Source organism: Streptomyces sp. NPDC104371 (genome assembly GCF_055583785.1).
On sequence record NZ_JBVJNF010000001.1, the window covers coordinates 936254 to 951502 of the forward strand.

Sequence of the window (15249 nt, forward strand, 5' to 3'; positions counted from 1 at the left end):
CCGTGCCCGCACCGTGGGGAGAGCGCGAGGGCGACCGGCTCGGCGCGCTCCTGCGGGTACTGAAGGGTGTCGGCTACGACCCTGATCCGCAGGAGGTGCTGGACATGCTGTGGCTGGCCGGGCGCCTGCCGCGGGACGGCCAGGACCTGCCCCTGCCACGGCTGTCGCGCCGCACGGCGCCTTCGGCCCCGCCCGCGCCCCCGGAGCCACCGCGACCGGACGAGCGCCCGGACGAGGACGAGGAACCGGACACCCCGCGGTCCGGCCCCGAACTGCCCCCGCTGACACGGCCGGAGCTGCACGCCGCACCGCGACTCCCGCGCCTGCCCGACCTGCCGACCACACCGCCCCCGTCGGCCCCGGACCCGGGCCCGTCGGCGCTGCCCCTGCTGGTCCCGGAAGAGAAGGCCCTGCGCGAGGAGTTGGCCATCGGGCGGGCGCTGCGAGCGCTGAAGCGCAAACGGCCCCACCCTCGGCTGCACGAGGTGGACGAGGCGGCCACGGCCGCCCAGCTCGCCGAGACCCGGCTGCCCGATGTCGTGCTCCGGCCGCGTCAGGAGCGCTGGCTGAACCTCGTCCTGGTGGTCGACGACGGCCTGTCCATGCTGCTGTGGCACCGGCTCACCGCCGAGTTGCTCACGACCCTCCAGCGCATCGGTGCCTTCCGCTCCATCCAGGTCCGCGGCCTCGACACCCGCACCCCCGGCGGCCCGACGCTGCGCGGCCATCCGTTCGACCCGCACAGCTCCGTGCTGTCGCCCTCCGCGCTGGTCGACCCCTCCGGGCAGACCCTGGTCTTCGTCGTGAGCGACGGCATGGGCTCCGGCTGGCGCAGCGGCGCGGTCCACGACGCCCTGCTGACCTGGGCGGAGAACGGCCCGGTGGCGATCCTGCACACGCTGCCGCCCGCGCTGTGGGACGGCTCCGGCATCCAGGCCGACCGCTGGCAGGCCACCACCCGCAGGCCCGGCGGCGCGGGCACGGCCTGGCGGATCAGCGACCCCGTCCTCCCCATCGAGTTCACCGGTCTGCCCGTCCCGGTGCTGGAGCCGACCGCCGGTTCCCTGCGCGCCTGGAGTGAGTTGCTGACCTCACCGGGCACCACCGTGCGGCTCCCCCTGCTGACCCGGCCCCGGCAGCACGCCCCGCTCGCCTCCCGCCAGGTGGGCAGCCTCCAGCACTTCCGGGACGCGGCCTCCCCCGAGGCCTATCGGCTCGCCGCTCATCTCGCCGCGGTCTCCCCGCTGACCGTGCCGGTGATGCGGCTGGTGCAGTCCGCGGTGCCCTGGCAGGCGGGCACCGCTCATCTGGCCGAGGTCTTCCTCGGCGGCCTGGTGCGTCCCCGCCCGGCGCCGGTCCCCGGACCGCTGCCCGCCAAGCATCGCGTCTTCGACTTCACCGAGGAGTCCAAGACGGCCCTGCTCGACGCTGTCCCCAGCGGCGAACTGGTGCGCACGAGCCGCCGGATCGGTCGCCGTCTGGAGCAACTGGCGGGCCGGTCCCCGGACTTCCCGGCCTGGCTCGCCCACCCGGACGGTACGGACCGGCTGCCGAGCGGATCGTCCGCCTTCACCGCCGTGGAGCAACGGCTGATGCACCGGTTCGGGATCCGCCCGCCGACCCCGGCCACCGTCCCCGAGCCACCGCAGCGGGTGGTCCGGCCGCCGGTCTGGCACGAACTCACCGCCCAGGACCCGGTCCTGCTCGGCCCGTACACGCTGCGCGGGCGCCGGCCGGGCCGCCGTACGATCGTCTATCTCGGCCACGCACCGCGCCTCGGAGAGGTGGCGGTGCGCACTGTACGGCCCGAACTCCCGCTGTCTGCAGCTCAGTTGCTGGCCACCGAGGCGGAGGCCCTACGGCGGATGGGCGGCCGGTACGCCCCCGAACTGCTCAACGCCGACCTGGACGGCCGCCCCGCCTGGATCGCGGTACGGCTCTTCCCTTCAATCGACGCCACCACCGCCCAGCCGCCCCGCCTGAGCGATCTGCTGAGCTACGTCGGTCCCGACCGGACGAGCGCCTTCGACCTGCTCACCAGCCTCCAGCTCGGCTTCCACCTGGCCACCGCGCTGAGCATCTGCCATCTCAACGAACTGGTCCCCGCCGATCTGGCGGCGGACTCGGTCGTGGTGCTGCGGCGGACGGTGCTGCTGACCGGGCTGTCGGACTGCGCCGTCGACGGCGAGTACCACGGCGCCGGGGCCCCGCCCACCAAGGAAGACAACATCAGGGCCCTCGGTGAACTCCTCCGGCTGGTCAGCAGCCTTCCCCGGGTGCCGCCGCACGGCCTGCCCGAGGGCATGCACCTGTGGTCGGGCGACACCTGGCAGCAGCTTCGCGAACTCGTCCTGCGCTGCCTGGACTCCGATCCGGCGGTACGTCCGGCGGCCGGTGAGGTGGCCGACAAGCTCGCCCAGTACGTGGCGCTCGCGGCAGCGCTGGAGGGCAGGGCGCGGCCCGCACCGGACGCCGACGCACCCGACGTGTCTCGCACGCGCGTGGCGCCGCCCGCGCTGACACCGGGCCCGGCGGACCTTACGGCAGCGCCGCCGAGCGAACCGGTCACCGGCCGCACCAGAGGGGAGGTACGGGTACCGAGGCGGGACAGCGAGCCGCCCCGACCGCCCTCCTTCGGCTACTTCGACCGGACAGCACGCGACCACAGGCTGGCGCTGGCGCACCGCCGACTGCGGCACAGCCGCCGGATCACGCTCGTCGGGGCGCGCCCTCACTCCGGGCGGCTCACCACGACGGTCGTCCTCGGTTCGCTCTTCGTGGCGCTGCGTCAGCAGGCGGCGCTGGCGCTGGACGGGGCGCCGTACACCGGAGATCTGCACAGCCATCTGCCGCCGAACGCCTCCTCGACCCCGCGCACGCTGACCCGGCTGGCGCCGGACGCTCCGTACGAGGAGGTGTGGCGCAGCACGAGCATCCTGCCCTCGGGTCTGCATGTGCTGGCCCACCGGGCGCTGCGGGCCACGTCGAGTGCGGCGTACGCCGACGAGTACCGGCACATCCTGTCCCTGGCGGCCCGATACTACCCCATCGTGCTGATCGACTGGGCGGCGGAGCGCTTCGACGACATGGCGGACACCGTGCTCCAGCACACCGATCAGTTGGTCGTGTGCACCTCGCTCCCGCACGAGGACGACCCCGTCGCCGGGCTCCTGGACGGGCTGCGGGACCGCGGGTGGGGCGGGCTGGCCGACAGCGCGGTGGTCACCGTGAGCCGGACCGTGAGCAACGAGCCCGCGTCCGTGCTCGCCCGCTCCGGGCTTCTGGAACGCCACCGGGACCTGGTCGTCGTCCCCTTCGACCCCCATCTGGCGTCCGGGCACGCGTTCCACCTCTCCCGGCTCAAGACCCGTACGGCCAACGCCTTCCTCGACCTGGCGGCGCTGGTGATGACGGACCCGGACGATCCGTCGCCGACCGAGGAAGAGGCATGAGCGCCCTCGGCAGGGCCGACACCACGAGCGCGGGCGAGACGGAGGGCGGACCTGGGCCGCCCCGCACGGTACGCGTCGGCTATGGGCGACGCGCGTCCGCGCGCCTCGGCCCCGATACCTCGCCCGAAGCGACCGAGAGGAACTGACCGTGCCCCGTGAGCGTGCTGCCGAGGCCACCGAGCGTCCCGCGCCCGGCCTGCCCACGGGCCGGTCGGCCGAGGAGCTGCTGGCCGAACTGCGCGGCCTGCGCGCCGGGGACGCGCCGACCCGGGGCGGCCGGACGTTCGCCTACGTCTACGACGCCGGGCGGCCCGAGGTGGACGAGCTGGCCGCCGCCGCGTACGGGGTGTTCGCCACGGTCAACGGCCTTGACCCGACGGTCTTCCCGAGCGTGGCCCGCCTGGAGAACGACGTGGTGGGCGCCGTGTCCGCGGTTCTCGGGGCGCCCGGCGCGCAGGGCACGTTCACCAGTGGCGGCACCGAGTCGATCCTGCTGGCCGTGAAGACGGCCCGCGACCACGCCCGTGCCGTGCGCGGGGTGACCGCGCCGCGGATGGTCCTGCCGTCGACGGCCCACGCGGCCTTCCACAAGGCGGCCCACTACCTGGGGGTCGAGACGGCGGTGGTCCCGGTCGACCCGGTGACGTTCCGGGCCGACGCGGCGGCCGTCGCCGACGCGATCAGCGACCGGACCGTCCTGGTGGTCGCGTCCGCTCCGTCGTACGCGCACGGGGTGCTGGATCCGGTGGCCGAGATCGCGGCGGCTGCCGCGCGGCGGGGTGTGCTGTGTCATGTGGACGCGTGCATCGGCGGCTGGTACCTGCCGTTCCTTGCTCAACTGGGCCGTCCCGTTGAGCCGTTCGGCCTGTCTGTGCCGGGTGTCACTTCGCTCTCGGTGGACCTGCACAAGTACGGGTATGCCGACAAGGGCGCCTCGGTCGTCCTGTACCGGGACGACGGGTTGCGCCGCCATCAGTACTTCGCGCATGCCGGCTGGCCCGGCTATCCGGTGGTCAACCCCACCGCGCAGGGCACCAAGTCCGGTGGGCTGCTGGCCCAGGCGTGGGCGGTGCTGCACCACCTCGGCGACGACGGGTACACCGCGCTGGCCCGCCGTGTGGCGCTGGCCGCCGACCGACTGCTGCCCGGCCTGCGCGCCCTGGGCGGCGTCGGCGTACTCGGCGAACCGGCGGGCAGCCTGGTCGCGTTCACGGTGTACGGCCCCGACGGCACACCCGATACGGGGCGGGTGCTCCAGGTGGCGGACGAGATGCGGGAGCGCGGCTGGTACCTCCAGCCGCAGCTCTCCTACGACGGCCTGCCGCCGAACCTGCATCTGACGCTGACCCCGGCGACCAGCGACCGGGTCGGACCGCTGCTCACGGACCTGGCCGCGTCGGTGGCGGTCGCGCGGGCGAGCGACCCGGTGACCGTGGACCCGGCGGTGATCGACCTGGCCGCCGGGCTCGACCCCGACGCCCTCACACCGGAGGACGTGGCGGGGATCCTGGCCTTCGCCGGACTCGGCGGGGACGCGCAGGGCCTGCCGTCGCGGATGGCGCCGGTACTGGCCCTGCTGGACGCGCTGCCCGCCAGACTCAAGGAGCGGCTGCTGACGGAGTTCGTCGGCTCGCTCTTCCGTATCTGACGCGCCCCCGCCGTACGGTCAGGGCCGCCGCTCCGGAGGCAGGGAGAGGTAGAGGCGCTTGCCCTGCGGCCGGTAGCCGATCCGCTCGTAGACGCGGCGGGATCCGTCGCCGGAGTACTCCAGCCATACCGAGCCCGCCCCTTGGGCGAACATGGCGTCGGTCAACGCGGCGGTGACCGCGGCGGCGATACCCCGGCCGCGGTAGGCCGGACGGGTCCCGACACCGGACAGCTCGGCGGTGTCCTCGGCCACGGCGGAACAGGACGCCCCACCGGCACAACCGCCGTCGGGCGCGCGGACGAAGCGCACGGCCCCGCCGCCCTCCTGGACGCGCCGCAGCCGGGCGACCCCCGCCGCGGAGGACGCGATGGGTTCGCCGAACGCCTCGGCGAGCGCGGCGTCCAGGGCGGCGTACTCCTCGTCCGTGGTGGGGGTGTCCACGGGCGGTGCGCCGTCGGAGAACTGAGGGGGCGTCAAGGTCGCGGGTGTGCAGACGAGATACTCGTGCACCGCTTCGGTGGCGAAGCCCGCCGCTCGTAGCGCGGGCTCCACGCGCGGCGCCGCGTTCGGCGCGAACTCCAGCCGGGGCAGCAGGCCGCGCTCCCGGAAGACCTCGACCAGGGCTGCCACGTCCCGGTCGGACGGCTCCGAACCGGGCAGTGGGGTCGCGTAGTTGAAGTAGGGGCTGTCGGTGTCGGGGGTGAAGCCCGCGACGAAGCCGCCGACCTCGACGACCGCGGGACGGCGGCGACGGTGGGCGACGGCGAAGTTCTGGACCTGTATGTCCATGGTGGGCACCTCATGAGGAGGACAGTTGAGCCCAGGAGGGCTCGGTGTGCTTGGGCAGGCGTGTCGGCGGCAGCCGCTGTGGGGTGCCGGGATCAGGGGCTGTCGTTCCTCACCGTGAGTCCGTCTGCGCGATCACAGACCGCGCGTCAGCCTTCCACTCCCCACAGCGGCGATCAAGCGAATTGTCCGCTGATTACCGTCACTTGCGAGAGCCTCCTCCAACTCCCCTGCCCTGCTCCTCAGTTGAGGTGTGCCGGGGACGTGGTGCCGGTCCAGCGGAGCAGGCCGAGCAGGAGTTGTGTGGCGCCCGGCATGAAGCGGGAGCCGTGGTGGTAGACCGGGTCCATCGTGGTCACGATCAGGCGGCCGGGGGTGGAGACGCGGTCCTCGTAGAGGAGGACCTGCTGGGTGGCGGGATCGCCGTCCCGCTCCAGGTCCGTGTACGCCAACGCCGTTGCGCCGACCGGGGGTTCGAGGAGTCCGTGGTAGTGCCAGCGGACGGCGCGCTCGGTGAGGTGGTCCCAGGCCTCGTGGCCGTCGCCGGAGCGGCGGACGCCGTTGTCGCCGCCGGGGGTGCGCCACCACCAGAAGTTGGTCTCGGCGGGCCGGAATCCGCGCAGTCCGGGGAGCCAGTCCAGGGTGCCGTTCTCACCGAGGACGACGACCGTGCCGCCGCGCTCGGCGACCGCGCGTATCCAGGGCACGACATTGGTCAGCAGCCCGGGGTGCAGCCGGTCGGAGACGATGAGGGTGTCGAGGCCGTCGAAGTCGCCCTCGGTGGCGTCCGGAAGGTAGATGTCACGGGGCCGCCAGACCTGGACCGCCGGATCGGCGAGGGTGGTCAACTGGCTGAAGGAGCCGCCGTGCAGGAATCCGAGTCGGTACATCAGAGGGTGCCCTCCAGCCAGGCGTGCAGACGGGGTCCGAGCGTCCGGGTGGACCGGTCGGGGTCGCTGAACATGAACAGGTCGTTGCCGGCGTGGGCCATGACGAAGCCCTCGCCGAGCGGGTAGAGGATGTCGATCGGCAGGGCGTGCGGGCCGATGCCGTTGAGGACGGTGCCGTCCTCGGGTACGCGCGCGTGGTAGCCGCGGCCGTAGAACCCGGCCACGCCGAGGCGCGCGAGGTCCGCACCGGTCGGGGTGCCGGGAACGCCCGTACGGTAGAGGAGTTCGAGGTGGTCGACGCCTTCGAAGACGGGGTGCGGGGTGACCGGGCTGATGCGCAGATCGTCCGGGCCGTGGTGGTCGAGCGCGCGCCACGGGGAGAGACCGGGCAGGTACGGGCGCACGACATGCCCGTTGACCAGGACCCGGCCGCCCTCGCGCACGAACCTCTCCAGCAGGGGCGCCCGGCGCTCAAGGAAGATCTGGTCGATGTTGTTCGAGATCGACAGCCCCTTGATCTCTCCGCTCAGCAGCAACTCTTCGGACAGGTCGTACACATCGAGCGGTTCGGCGGTCTGCCACTCGGGTACGCCCATGGGCCGGCCCATGGTGACGAGGCGGACGGTACTCATGCGGAGGCCTCCTGGAGAGAGGGGGACAGGTCGGTACGGGTGGGGCCGAGGTCGGGGACGACGGTGGCCCGGGGGCCGCGGGGACCCTCGACCCGGGCCGTGGTGACGGGGATGCCGTACAGCTCGGACAGGGCGGCGGCGTCGAGGAGTTCGGCGGCCGGACCGGTACGGACGTCGTCGGGGCCGAGCACCAGGACCGCGTCGTCGGCGAGGTGCAGGGCGTGGTCCGGGTGGTGTGTGGTCAGGACGATGCCGAGACCGGAGGCGGTGAGTTCCTGGAGGAGAGTCAGTACCCGGGCCTGGTTGCGCAGGTCCAGCGCGGAGACCGGTTCGTCGAGGATCATCACCTGGCACTCGGCGGCGAGCGCTCGCGCGATCAGTGTCATCTGCTGTTCGCCACCGGACAGTTCGGCGTACGAGCGGTCGGCCATATGGGCCATGCCGACGCGCTCCAGCGCCTCGGCGGTGAGGGCACGGTCGCGGCGGCCGGGGGTGGCGTACGCCTTGACGTGCCGGGAGCGGCCCATCAGCACCATGTCCGTGACGGAGTAGGCGAACGGCGAGGCGTGGGACTGCGGTACGTACGCGACCGGGACGCGCGCGGTGACACCGCCCTCGGTGGGCCGGGTGAGTCCGGCGAGGACGCGCAACAGGGTCGACTTGCCACGGCCGTTGGGGCCGAGGACGCCCAACACCCGGCCGCGGTGGGCGGTGACGTCGACGCCTCGGAAGACCCACCGGTCCTTGGTGTAGCGGTGGCCCAACGCGCGGGCCTCGATGACCGGTTCGGCGGAGGCGGCAGCCTGTGTGCGGTCCGCCGGGGCCTCGGCGCGGGGCGGGTCGGTTCTGCTCACTGGGACCACATCCGGTCGCGCGACCTGGCGAGCAGGACGATGAAGAACGGGGCGCCGATGATCGCGGTGAGGATGCCGAGCGGCATCTCGGAGGCGGTCAGCGTCCGGGAGAGGGTGTCGATGACGGTGAGGTAGGCGCCGCCGATGAGGAACGCCGCGGGCAGCAGCACCCGGTGGTCACTGCCGGTGACCAGGCGGGCCAGGTGGGGCACGACGAGGCCGACCCAGCCGACGAGTCCGGCGACGGCGACCGCTCCGGCCGTCATCAGGGCGACGGCGCACAGGAGCACCCCGCGGGTCAGCCGCGGTGACACACCGAGCGCGGTGGCGTCCTCGTCGCCCAGCGAGAGGACGTTCAGCCGCCAGCGCAGGGCGAGGACCACGATGGTGCCGAGCAGCACCGGGACGGCGGCGGTGACGGCCTTGGCGTAGGTGGCGGTGGACAGGGAGCCGAGCAACCAGAAGACGATGGAGGGCAGTTGGGACTCGGGGTCGGCCACGTACTTGCCGAAGGAGACGAGCGCGCTGAAGAAGGCGGCGGTGACGGTGCCGCCCAGCACGATCATCAGGATCGGGCTGCCCCCGCCCAGGCGTCCGATCAGCATGACGACGGCGAGGGCGAGGAGACCGAACCCGAAGGCGCCGGTGACCACGCCGAACGAGCCGATGCCCAGCAGCATGGCGAGCACCCCGCCGAAGGACGCGCCGGAGGCCACCCCGATGACATCCGGGCTGACCAGCGGATTGCGGAAGACACCTTGCAGGGCGGCGCCCGCCAGCGCGAGGCCTCCGCCGACCAGCAGCGACAGCAGCACCCGGGGCAGCCGTACATCGAGGACGACCGTCTCCTCGGTGCCGGTCCAGGTCCGGTCGACGGGGAGGAACTGCCCGGCGATCAGCCGCACGACCTCGTTGAGGGGGACGACGTAACGGCCGACCGCGAGCGCGGTGAGGGCGATCAGCAGGGTGAGGGCGGCGAGCAGCGGGACACCGAGGCGTCGGCGACGGGCACCGGCTTCCCGCTGTTCCGCCTGGGGTGTCCGCGGGCCGGGCGCCGCCGTGAGGTCAGGCGCGGAAGCCGTCATAGCCGGCGCTCTCGCTGTTCATGTCGAGGTGCAGCACGCTGTCGATCTGGCCGCGCGAGATCGAGTAGCCGTAGAGGTGGTCGAAGGTCTTCTCGATCCGGTCGCGCAGGCCGAGCCGGGTGGCGAGCTGCGGGTGGAGGATCTGGGCGACCCAGCGCCACATCAGCGGGGACTCGCAGCACGGCGGGTCCCAACGGTAGCCGCCCAGCGGGATCTTGTAGACGCGGCGGGCGCGGACGGCGCGCAGGCCCGCCAGCTTCTTGTCGGCGTAGAGGTCGGCGGGGGTGGTGGTGTCGAAGCCGGAGAGGAAGACGACTTCCGGGTCCCAGGTGAGCAGTTGCTCGACGGAGACCTGCGGGGTGCCGGTGGCCTCGTCGCGGGCGACGTTGACGCCACCGGCGATGTCGGTCCAGTGGTTCATGTAGTGGGACTTGTTGACGGTGGTCCAGCCGTCGGCGGCGGTGCGCAGGTAGAGCACCTCGGTGCGCTTCTTGGTGTGCGGTGCGACCAGGGAGCGGATCGCCTTGTCCTCGTCGTGCATCCAGGTGACGAGCCCTGCGGCGCGCTTCTTCTTGCCGACGAGCGTCCCGAAGACGTCGAGCCAGGTCTCCATCTGCTCCTGGGTGCCGTAGGTGAGGCCGATCACCTTGAAGCCCGCGTTCTCCAACGGGGCGATGACCTCGTTACCCATGTCGCCCCACTGGATGACCACGTCGGGCTTGAGCGAGAGCGTGGTCTCCACGTTCGGGACGAAGTCGGCGCCCGCGATGGTGGCGGTCTTCTTCGACTCGGGGAAGAGCGTGCCGAAGATGCCTTCCTTGTTGGCCTGGAGCGTGGACTCGTTGATGCCGACGATGCGGTCGTACGAGCCGTCGACGGCGGCGATCATCGACGGCGACGGGATGATCGCGGTGGCGATCCGCCGCACGGGTCTGTCGAACGCCACCTTCTTGCCGCGTTGGTCGGTGATGGTGAAGCCGGCCCCCGCGGTGGCTCCGGACTTGTCCGTGACCTCCCGGGAGGAACAGGCACCGAGGGCGCCCGCTCCGGCGAGCACGAAAGCGCCGGCACCGATGCCGCGCAGGGCGGTGCGCCGGGTGGGAGCTGAGGGCAGCAGGAAATCAGCGGACATGGTCCACCTCCGAACGAGTTACTTAGGCATGCCTAACCTAACTCACCCGGAACGGGCTCCTCCTCTTGGGGGGTTCTTGGGAGTTCTTTGAGGTTCTCTGGGATGCGAGCCCGAGAACGGCGATGCGCGTGTCAGAGAGAGGCACACCGAAGGGATGTGCGTCAGAGGACAGCGAACAGGCCGGACAGCGGCGCCGGTACGCGATCGGGGGTGAGCGCCTCCGCGAGCACGCGACCGTAATGAACCTTTCGCCCCTTCTTCGTACCGAAGAAGCGCCGCAGTTGCTGCCCCGCGGTGCGCTCCCGCTGCGCGGGCTGGCGCAGGAAGGTGCGCAGCGGGCGCAGATCGCCCTCCGCCCGGACGAGTTCCGTCACCAGGTCCACGCCCAGCGCGCGGATCAACTCGTCCTCCAGGTCCGCCTCGCAGACGAAGAACTCCGAAGGATCCGCACCGGCTCGCTCCCAGCCTCGCGCGTAGTAGTCGCGTTCCCGCGCATCGCAGAGCCCGGTCAGGCGCAGCCCGCAGCCGGACGGTCCGAGGAGCCGGGCGAAGCGGCCGACGCTCATCGCACCGCCCATGGACAGGACGCAGACCGTTCCTAATCAGTGAGCAGGAGTGAGTCTTGGACCCGAACCTGGTCAACTGGCGTATCCCGAACGGTTGTGGATGCGCTGGTCACCCGCGTTCTCGCCGCGTCCGGTGACACGGATCGTGTCCGTGGTCCGGGGATGCGGGGGCGGGTTTCCTCACGCCCGCGGGTGTCGTGTCCGGCCTGGGCGGTCCGATGCCCCACACGATCTCTCTGGTCGTGTGGGGGCGGTGCCGTCCGTCGCCGGATGCGGTACCCGAGGGCGCGTCGCCCGATCGCGACGCCTGCGGCGTCGTGGCGGGTGGTCTTGCGGTACTTGCTGCTGAGGGGTTTCTGCCAGTGTTCGGCGCCCCAGCGGGAGGTGTAGGCGGGGTCGACGACGACGATGCTGATGCCGAGTTCGGTGGCCATGGACACGAGCCGTTCCCGCAGTCTGGCGACGGGCATGCCGGAGATCAGCTTGCGGAACCGCTTCCTGCGGCCGTGTTTCTCCCGTGTCTTCTCCATGCCGAAGTCCAGGTCCTCGATTGCGATGGAGACGTCTTCACGCCGTGCCCAGTGAAGGAGACGGGTGAGGGCGTGCCTGACCTGGGCGTCCCGGTAGGTGGCCGGCCCGTCGAGGTCGTAGAGGAATCGGCGGGGCTCTCCTGTCGGGTTGCCGCGCTCATCCAGACGCCACGCTGCGAAGTGGTCGGCGTTGGTGTCCACACCGATGAGCCCGTTCTCCCTGGCCACGGCCAGGGAAACGGTCTGGACCGGAGGGATCGTCCATGAAGCGGTGAGGTACCAGCGGCCCCGGTCCACGTCCAGGTGGATGCGGTAGGCGACGGCACGGTTCGCCGATACGCGGTCGGCCCACTCCTCGCCGCGGTGCCTGAAGATGATCCGGCCGTCGAGCATGTACCGGCCGCGCGGGGCGTTGGCCAGGTACGCCAGTGGAGCCGGGAGCTTGATGTCGACCTCGCCGTCAGAGCTGACGCGGATGGTCTCGTTCCCGGAACGCTTCCCCGACTCCCCGTCTGCCTGGAGGAACCAGCGTTCGGCATCCCAGCGCCTGCGCCACTCGTACTCGGTGAGCTGGGAAGCTTCCAGATTGTGCCGGTTGCGAGCCAGTCGCTTCCCGCCCCGCACCACGTGTACGACACCAGCCTCGCGGTCGGACCGCTCGCGTTCCAGCCGGTCTTCCAGTACATGCAGCCGCCGGGTCTTTTGGAACCACTCCTGCTTCGTGCGGTAGCCGCCCGGCGCCCGCTTCGTGCCCTTCTCCCCGACTGGCTGGGACAGGCGGTGCGTGATCGTGCGCACGCACTGCGGCCTCGAGGTTGTGGATATGGGCGAGTTGGGCACGGCGCGAGAGGCCCCACTGGTTATGGGTGGCCTTCGTGATGCTCCCGGCCCAGCGGGAGGACGACTCCTCGGTCAGGGCCCGCTTGCGCTCCGCCCACTGGTCACTGTCGTGGTCGGTACCCGCCCGGCAACGTGCCTTGAGGTCGGCACAAGCCAGCGAACCCAGGTGTGCGCCCACCAGGGGCAGCACCTCACGGTCGCGCTGGGACATGCCCTTGATGCTGGTGCGGATCGCCACCCCGGACGGGCCCGGCGCAACGAACGGCGCCTCGATCGTGCGCAGTGTGGAGTCAGCCATGCTCGGCGGCCTCCAATGCCTTTCGGGCTCGGTTCTTCGCCGACCGACGACCGTACAGGCGAGCACAGAACGAGGTCAGCACCTCCACCATGTCGCGCACCAGGTCGTCTTCGGCCTCGCCGTCATCAAGGACCACGAGGCGGCGGCCATGCGCGGCCAGGGCGGCCTCGACCAGTTCGGTGTTCATCCGGCCCAGCCGGTCCCTGTGCTCGACCACCACCGTGGTCACATCCGGATCAGCCAGCAGCCGCTTGACTTTGGGGCGGGCGCCGTTCATACCGGATGCGATCTCGGCCTCCACGCGCACCACCCGGTGCCCAGCCCGCGCCGCCCACAGGGACAGCCGGGCGACCTGCCCTTCCAAGTCGGTCTTCTGGTCATGAGAGGAGACACGGGCATACAGGCCCAGCCCGCCGATCGCCTCGCGCGCGGCGCTGACGCCCACGTTCACCAAAATCGTGCGCGGGCCGACCCGTTGAGCCGGTACCGGCAACGTCCCCTCACGGAACCAGCGATACGCGGTCTGCGGATGCACACCCTGCGTCCTCGCCCATTCCGTGAGATTCATACCCTGACAACGACACTCACTCATACATGGTTACGCTCACTCACCCGACTTTGAAGAGCAGCAGTTGAAGACCCCCTCGGCCGCCAGGTTCCGGCCACGACGCTCGGCGAGCGTGTCGACCGCGGCGACGTCGCTCGGACCTTCGAGCAGGACGACCGTCCGGACGGACGACCGCTCGGCCGACTCGCGCAGGGGTTCGCCGTCGAGGCCACCGGCCGCCCATGCCGCGACCGCCGCGCGGAACGGTGTCATGTCAGCCATGGAACTCCTTCACCGCGACACTGTGACCGCGCGTCCCGACGCTAGGAGGCCGCCGTCTCCTCGGCGACCCAGGACAGATACGCCTCGGAACCTCCGGTCACGGGGAGCGTGATCCACTCCGGCACGTCGTACGGGTGCTTCTCCGTCACCCAGGCCGCGAGGGCCGGGAGCCGGTCCGTGGTGGTCTTGTACGAGACGCGCCATTCCCGCGCGGTCTCGATCGCGCCCTGCCACCGGTAGACGGCCGTGAGGGGCGCGTCGATGTGTGCGCACGCCGCCAACCGGCGCTCGACCGCGCCCTGGGCCAGCGCCTTCGCCCGGTCCTCGTCGTCGACGGTCGTCTGCGCGATCACGATCTCGGTGGTCATACCCCTGCCCCTCCAGCTCGGTGACCCACGACCCTACCCAGTGGGGCGCGCGGGTCCCGTGCTGCTGCGGACGACCAGGCGGGTCGCGAGTTCGACGTGGGGGCTCTCCAGGGTCTCGCCCTGGATCAGCCGCAGCAGCGTACGGGCCGCGACCTGACCCATCTCGTCCAGCGGCTGACGGACCGTCGTCAGCGGCGGCGGGGACCACTGGACCTGGGGCAGATCGTCGAAGCCGACCACGCTGAGGTCGTCCGGGATGCGCAGATCGTGCTGCCGGGCGGCCTCGTAGACGCCGAGCGCCATCTGGTCGCTGGACGCGAAGATCGCGGTCGGCGGGTCGGCGAGGCCGATCAGCTCGGTGCCGGAGCCGAACCCAGCCTCGTGGGAGAAGTCCCCCTGCCGGACGAGCCGGTCGTCGATCTCCACACCGGCCGACTCCAGCGCCGCCCGGTACCCGTCCAGGCGGGCCCGGCTGCACAGCAGCGTCGGCGGCCCGGTGATGACACCTATGCGGCGGTGCCCGAGCGAGAGCAGATGCTCGACGGCGCTGCGGCCTCCGGCCCAGTTCATGGCGCCGATCGTCGGTATGCCGAAGGTGGGTACGCCCGCCGGGTCGATGATGACGGTGGGCACGCCCAGGCGGCTCAACTCGGGGTACAGCTCGGGGGCCAGGTCCGAGGTCACCAGGATGACGCCGTCGGAGGCCCGCGCTCTCAGGTTGACCAGCCACTGCTGGGCCGACGTACTGCGATGGTGCACCGCGGAGACCACCGTGCCCAGACCGGCGGCATGCGCCACGTCCTCCACACCGCGCAGGATCTCCACGGCCCAGGGGCTGTCGAGGTCGTTGAAGACCAGATCGATCAGTTCCGCCCGGCTTCCGGCCTGGGCGCCGCGACGCCGGTAGCCGTGGTGGGCCAGCAGCTCCTCGACCCGGCGGCGGGTCGAAGGGGACACATCGGCGCGCCCGTTGAGCACCCGGGAGACCGTCGGCAGAGACACCCCCGCCTCCCGGGCGATGTCCGCGATCGTGACGCGGCCCGCGCCTTGTGCTGTCATCCCTGCCTCCTCGCCTGCGCTCTCTCAGCATAGGCAATCGCCGATCGCCAAGGCCGTGCGCTGCGACGCCGTCCCTCGTGTCTCGTACGCCAACCCTGCTACGGCGTACGGCAGTTGATGCTGCGGGGGTTGACGGGCAGTCGGCCCGACCCTAACGTTTCGCGACAACTTCCGGAAACTTTCCGGAAGACGTATCGGCCCCTTTCGATGCTCCTCGACGCTCCACCCCGGTGCGCGGACCGTCCTCGAAGGCCTTCCCCGCATCGAGACCTTCCGGCAG

General features: G+C 71.6%; 11 protein-coding genes and 3 pseudogenes. 2 read left to right on the plus strand and 12 right to left on the minus strand.

Features of this window, described 5'->3' with window-relative positions; genetic code table 11:
* The first annotated feature begins 2 nt into the window (after window positions 1-2).
* Window positions 3-3452, plus strand: coding sequence for an SAV_2336 N-terminal domain-related protein (locus ACZ60T_RS04245; protein WP_469664268.1), 3450 nt, complete (start codon window positions 3-5; stop codon window positions 3450-3452).
* Between the two features lie 196 nt (window positions 3453-3648).
* Window positions 3649-5100, plus strand: a complete 1452-nt coding sequence (locus ACZ60T_RS04250; RefSeq protein WP_469664759.1) for a pyridoxal phosphate-dependent decarboxylase family protein — start codon at window positions 3649-3651, stop codon at window positions 5098-5100.
* An 18-nt stretch (window positions 5101-5118) separates the two neighbouring features.
* Here ACZ60T_RS04250 and ACZ60T_RS04255 read toward each other — a convergent pair whose 3' ends face one another.
* From ACZ60T_RS04255 to ACZ60T_RS04310, 12 genes and pseudogenes are all read right to left on the minus strand, one after another.
* Entirely contained in the window at window positions 5119-5889 is a 771-nt protein-coding gene (locus ACZ60T_RS04255) for a GNAT family N-acetyltransferase (RefSeq protein WP_469664270.1), read from the minus strand.
* 239 nt (window positions 5890-6128) lie between these two features.
* Window positions 6129-6776 carry a hypothetical protein gene (locus ACZ60T_RS04260; protein ID WP_469664272.1) on the minus strand — a complete coding sequence of 216 codons (648 nt, stop codon included), beginning with the start codon at window positions 6774-6776 and terminating at the stop codon, window positions 6129-6131.
* Window positions 6776-7408 (minus strand): hypothetical protein, encoded by a 633-nt coding sequence (locus tag ACZ60T_RS04265; RefSeq protein ID WP_469664274.1) that lies wholly within the window; start codon window positions 7406-7408, stop codon window positions 6776-6778. The genes ACZ60T_RS04260 and ACZ60T_RS04265 overlap by 1 nt, the downstream gene beginning before the upstream one ends.
* A complete protein-coding gene (locus ACZ60T_RS04270) occupies window positions 7405-8262 on the minus strand; it encodes an ABC transporter ATP-binding protein (RefSeq protein ID WP_469664276.1) in 858 nt (285 codons plus the stop codon). Before ACZ60T_RS04270 ends, ACZ60T_RS04265 begins: the two co-directional genes overlap by 4 nt.
* The gene (locus tag ACZ60T_RS04275; protein WP_365630972.1) at window positions 8259-9347 is read right to left on the minus strand and encodes a FecCD family ABC transporter permease; all 1089 of its coding nucleotides are present in this window, start codon (window positions 9345-9347) and stop codon (window positions 8259-8261) included. The genes ACZ60T_RS04270 and ACZ60T_RS04275 overlap by 4 nt, the downstream gene beginning before the upstream one ends.
* Window positions 9328-10479, minus strand: a complete 1152-nt coding sequence (locus ACZ60T_RS04280) for an ABC transporter substrate-binding protein (protein ID WP_469664278.1) — start codon at window positions 10477-10479, stop codon at window positions 9328-9330. The genes ACZ60T_RS04275 and ACZ60T_RS04280 overlap by 20 nt, the downstream gene beginning before the upstream one ends.
* Window positions 10480-10640: 161 nt before the next feature.
* Window positions 10641-11072 (minus strand): annotated as a pseudogene (locus tag ACZ60T_RS04285) (ATP-dependent endonuclease); the annotation flags it as partial.
* 5 nt (window positions 11073-11077) lie between these two features.
* A pseudogene (locus ACZ60T_RS04290) lies at window positions 11078-12713 on the minus strand (IS200/IS605 family accessory protein TnpB-related protein).
* Complete coding sequence (locus ACZ60T_RS04295; protein WP_469664280.1) at window positions 12706-13281, minus strand: IS607 family transposase; 576 nt, start codon at window positions 13279-13281, stop codon at window positions 12706-12708. The pseudogene ACZ60T_RS04290 and the gene ACZ60T_RS04295 overlap by 8 nt, the downstream one beginning before the upstream one ends.
* Before the next feature lie 69 nt (window positions 13282-13350).
* A pseudogene (locus tag ACZ60T_RS04300) lies at window positions 13351-13542 on the minus strand (ATP-dependent endonuclease); the annotation flags it as partial.
* A gap of 41 nt (window positions 13543-13583) precedes the next feature.
* Window positions 13584-13910, minus strand: coding sequence for a divalent-cation tolerance protein CutA (cutA, locus tag ACZ60T_RS04305; protein ID WP_469664282.1), 327 nt, complete (start codon window positions 13908-13910; stop codon window positions 13584-13586).
* A gap of 33 nt (window positions 13911-13943) precedes the next feature.
* Window positions 13944-14969, minus strand: a complete 1026-nt coding sequence (locus tag ACZ60T_RS04310) for a LacI family DNA-binding transcriptional regulator (RefSeq protein WP_469664284.1) — start codon at window positions 14967-14969, stop codon at window positions 13944-13946.
* Window positions 14970-15249: the final 280 nt, after the last annotated feature.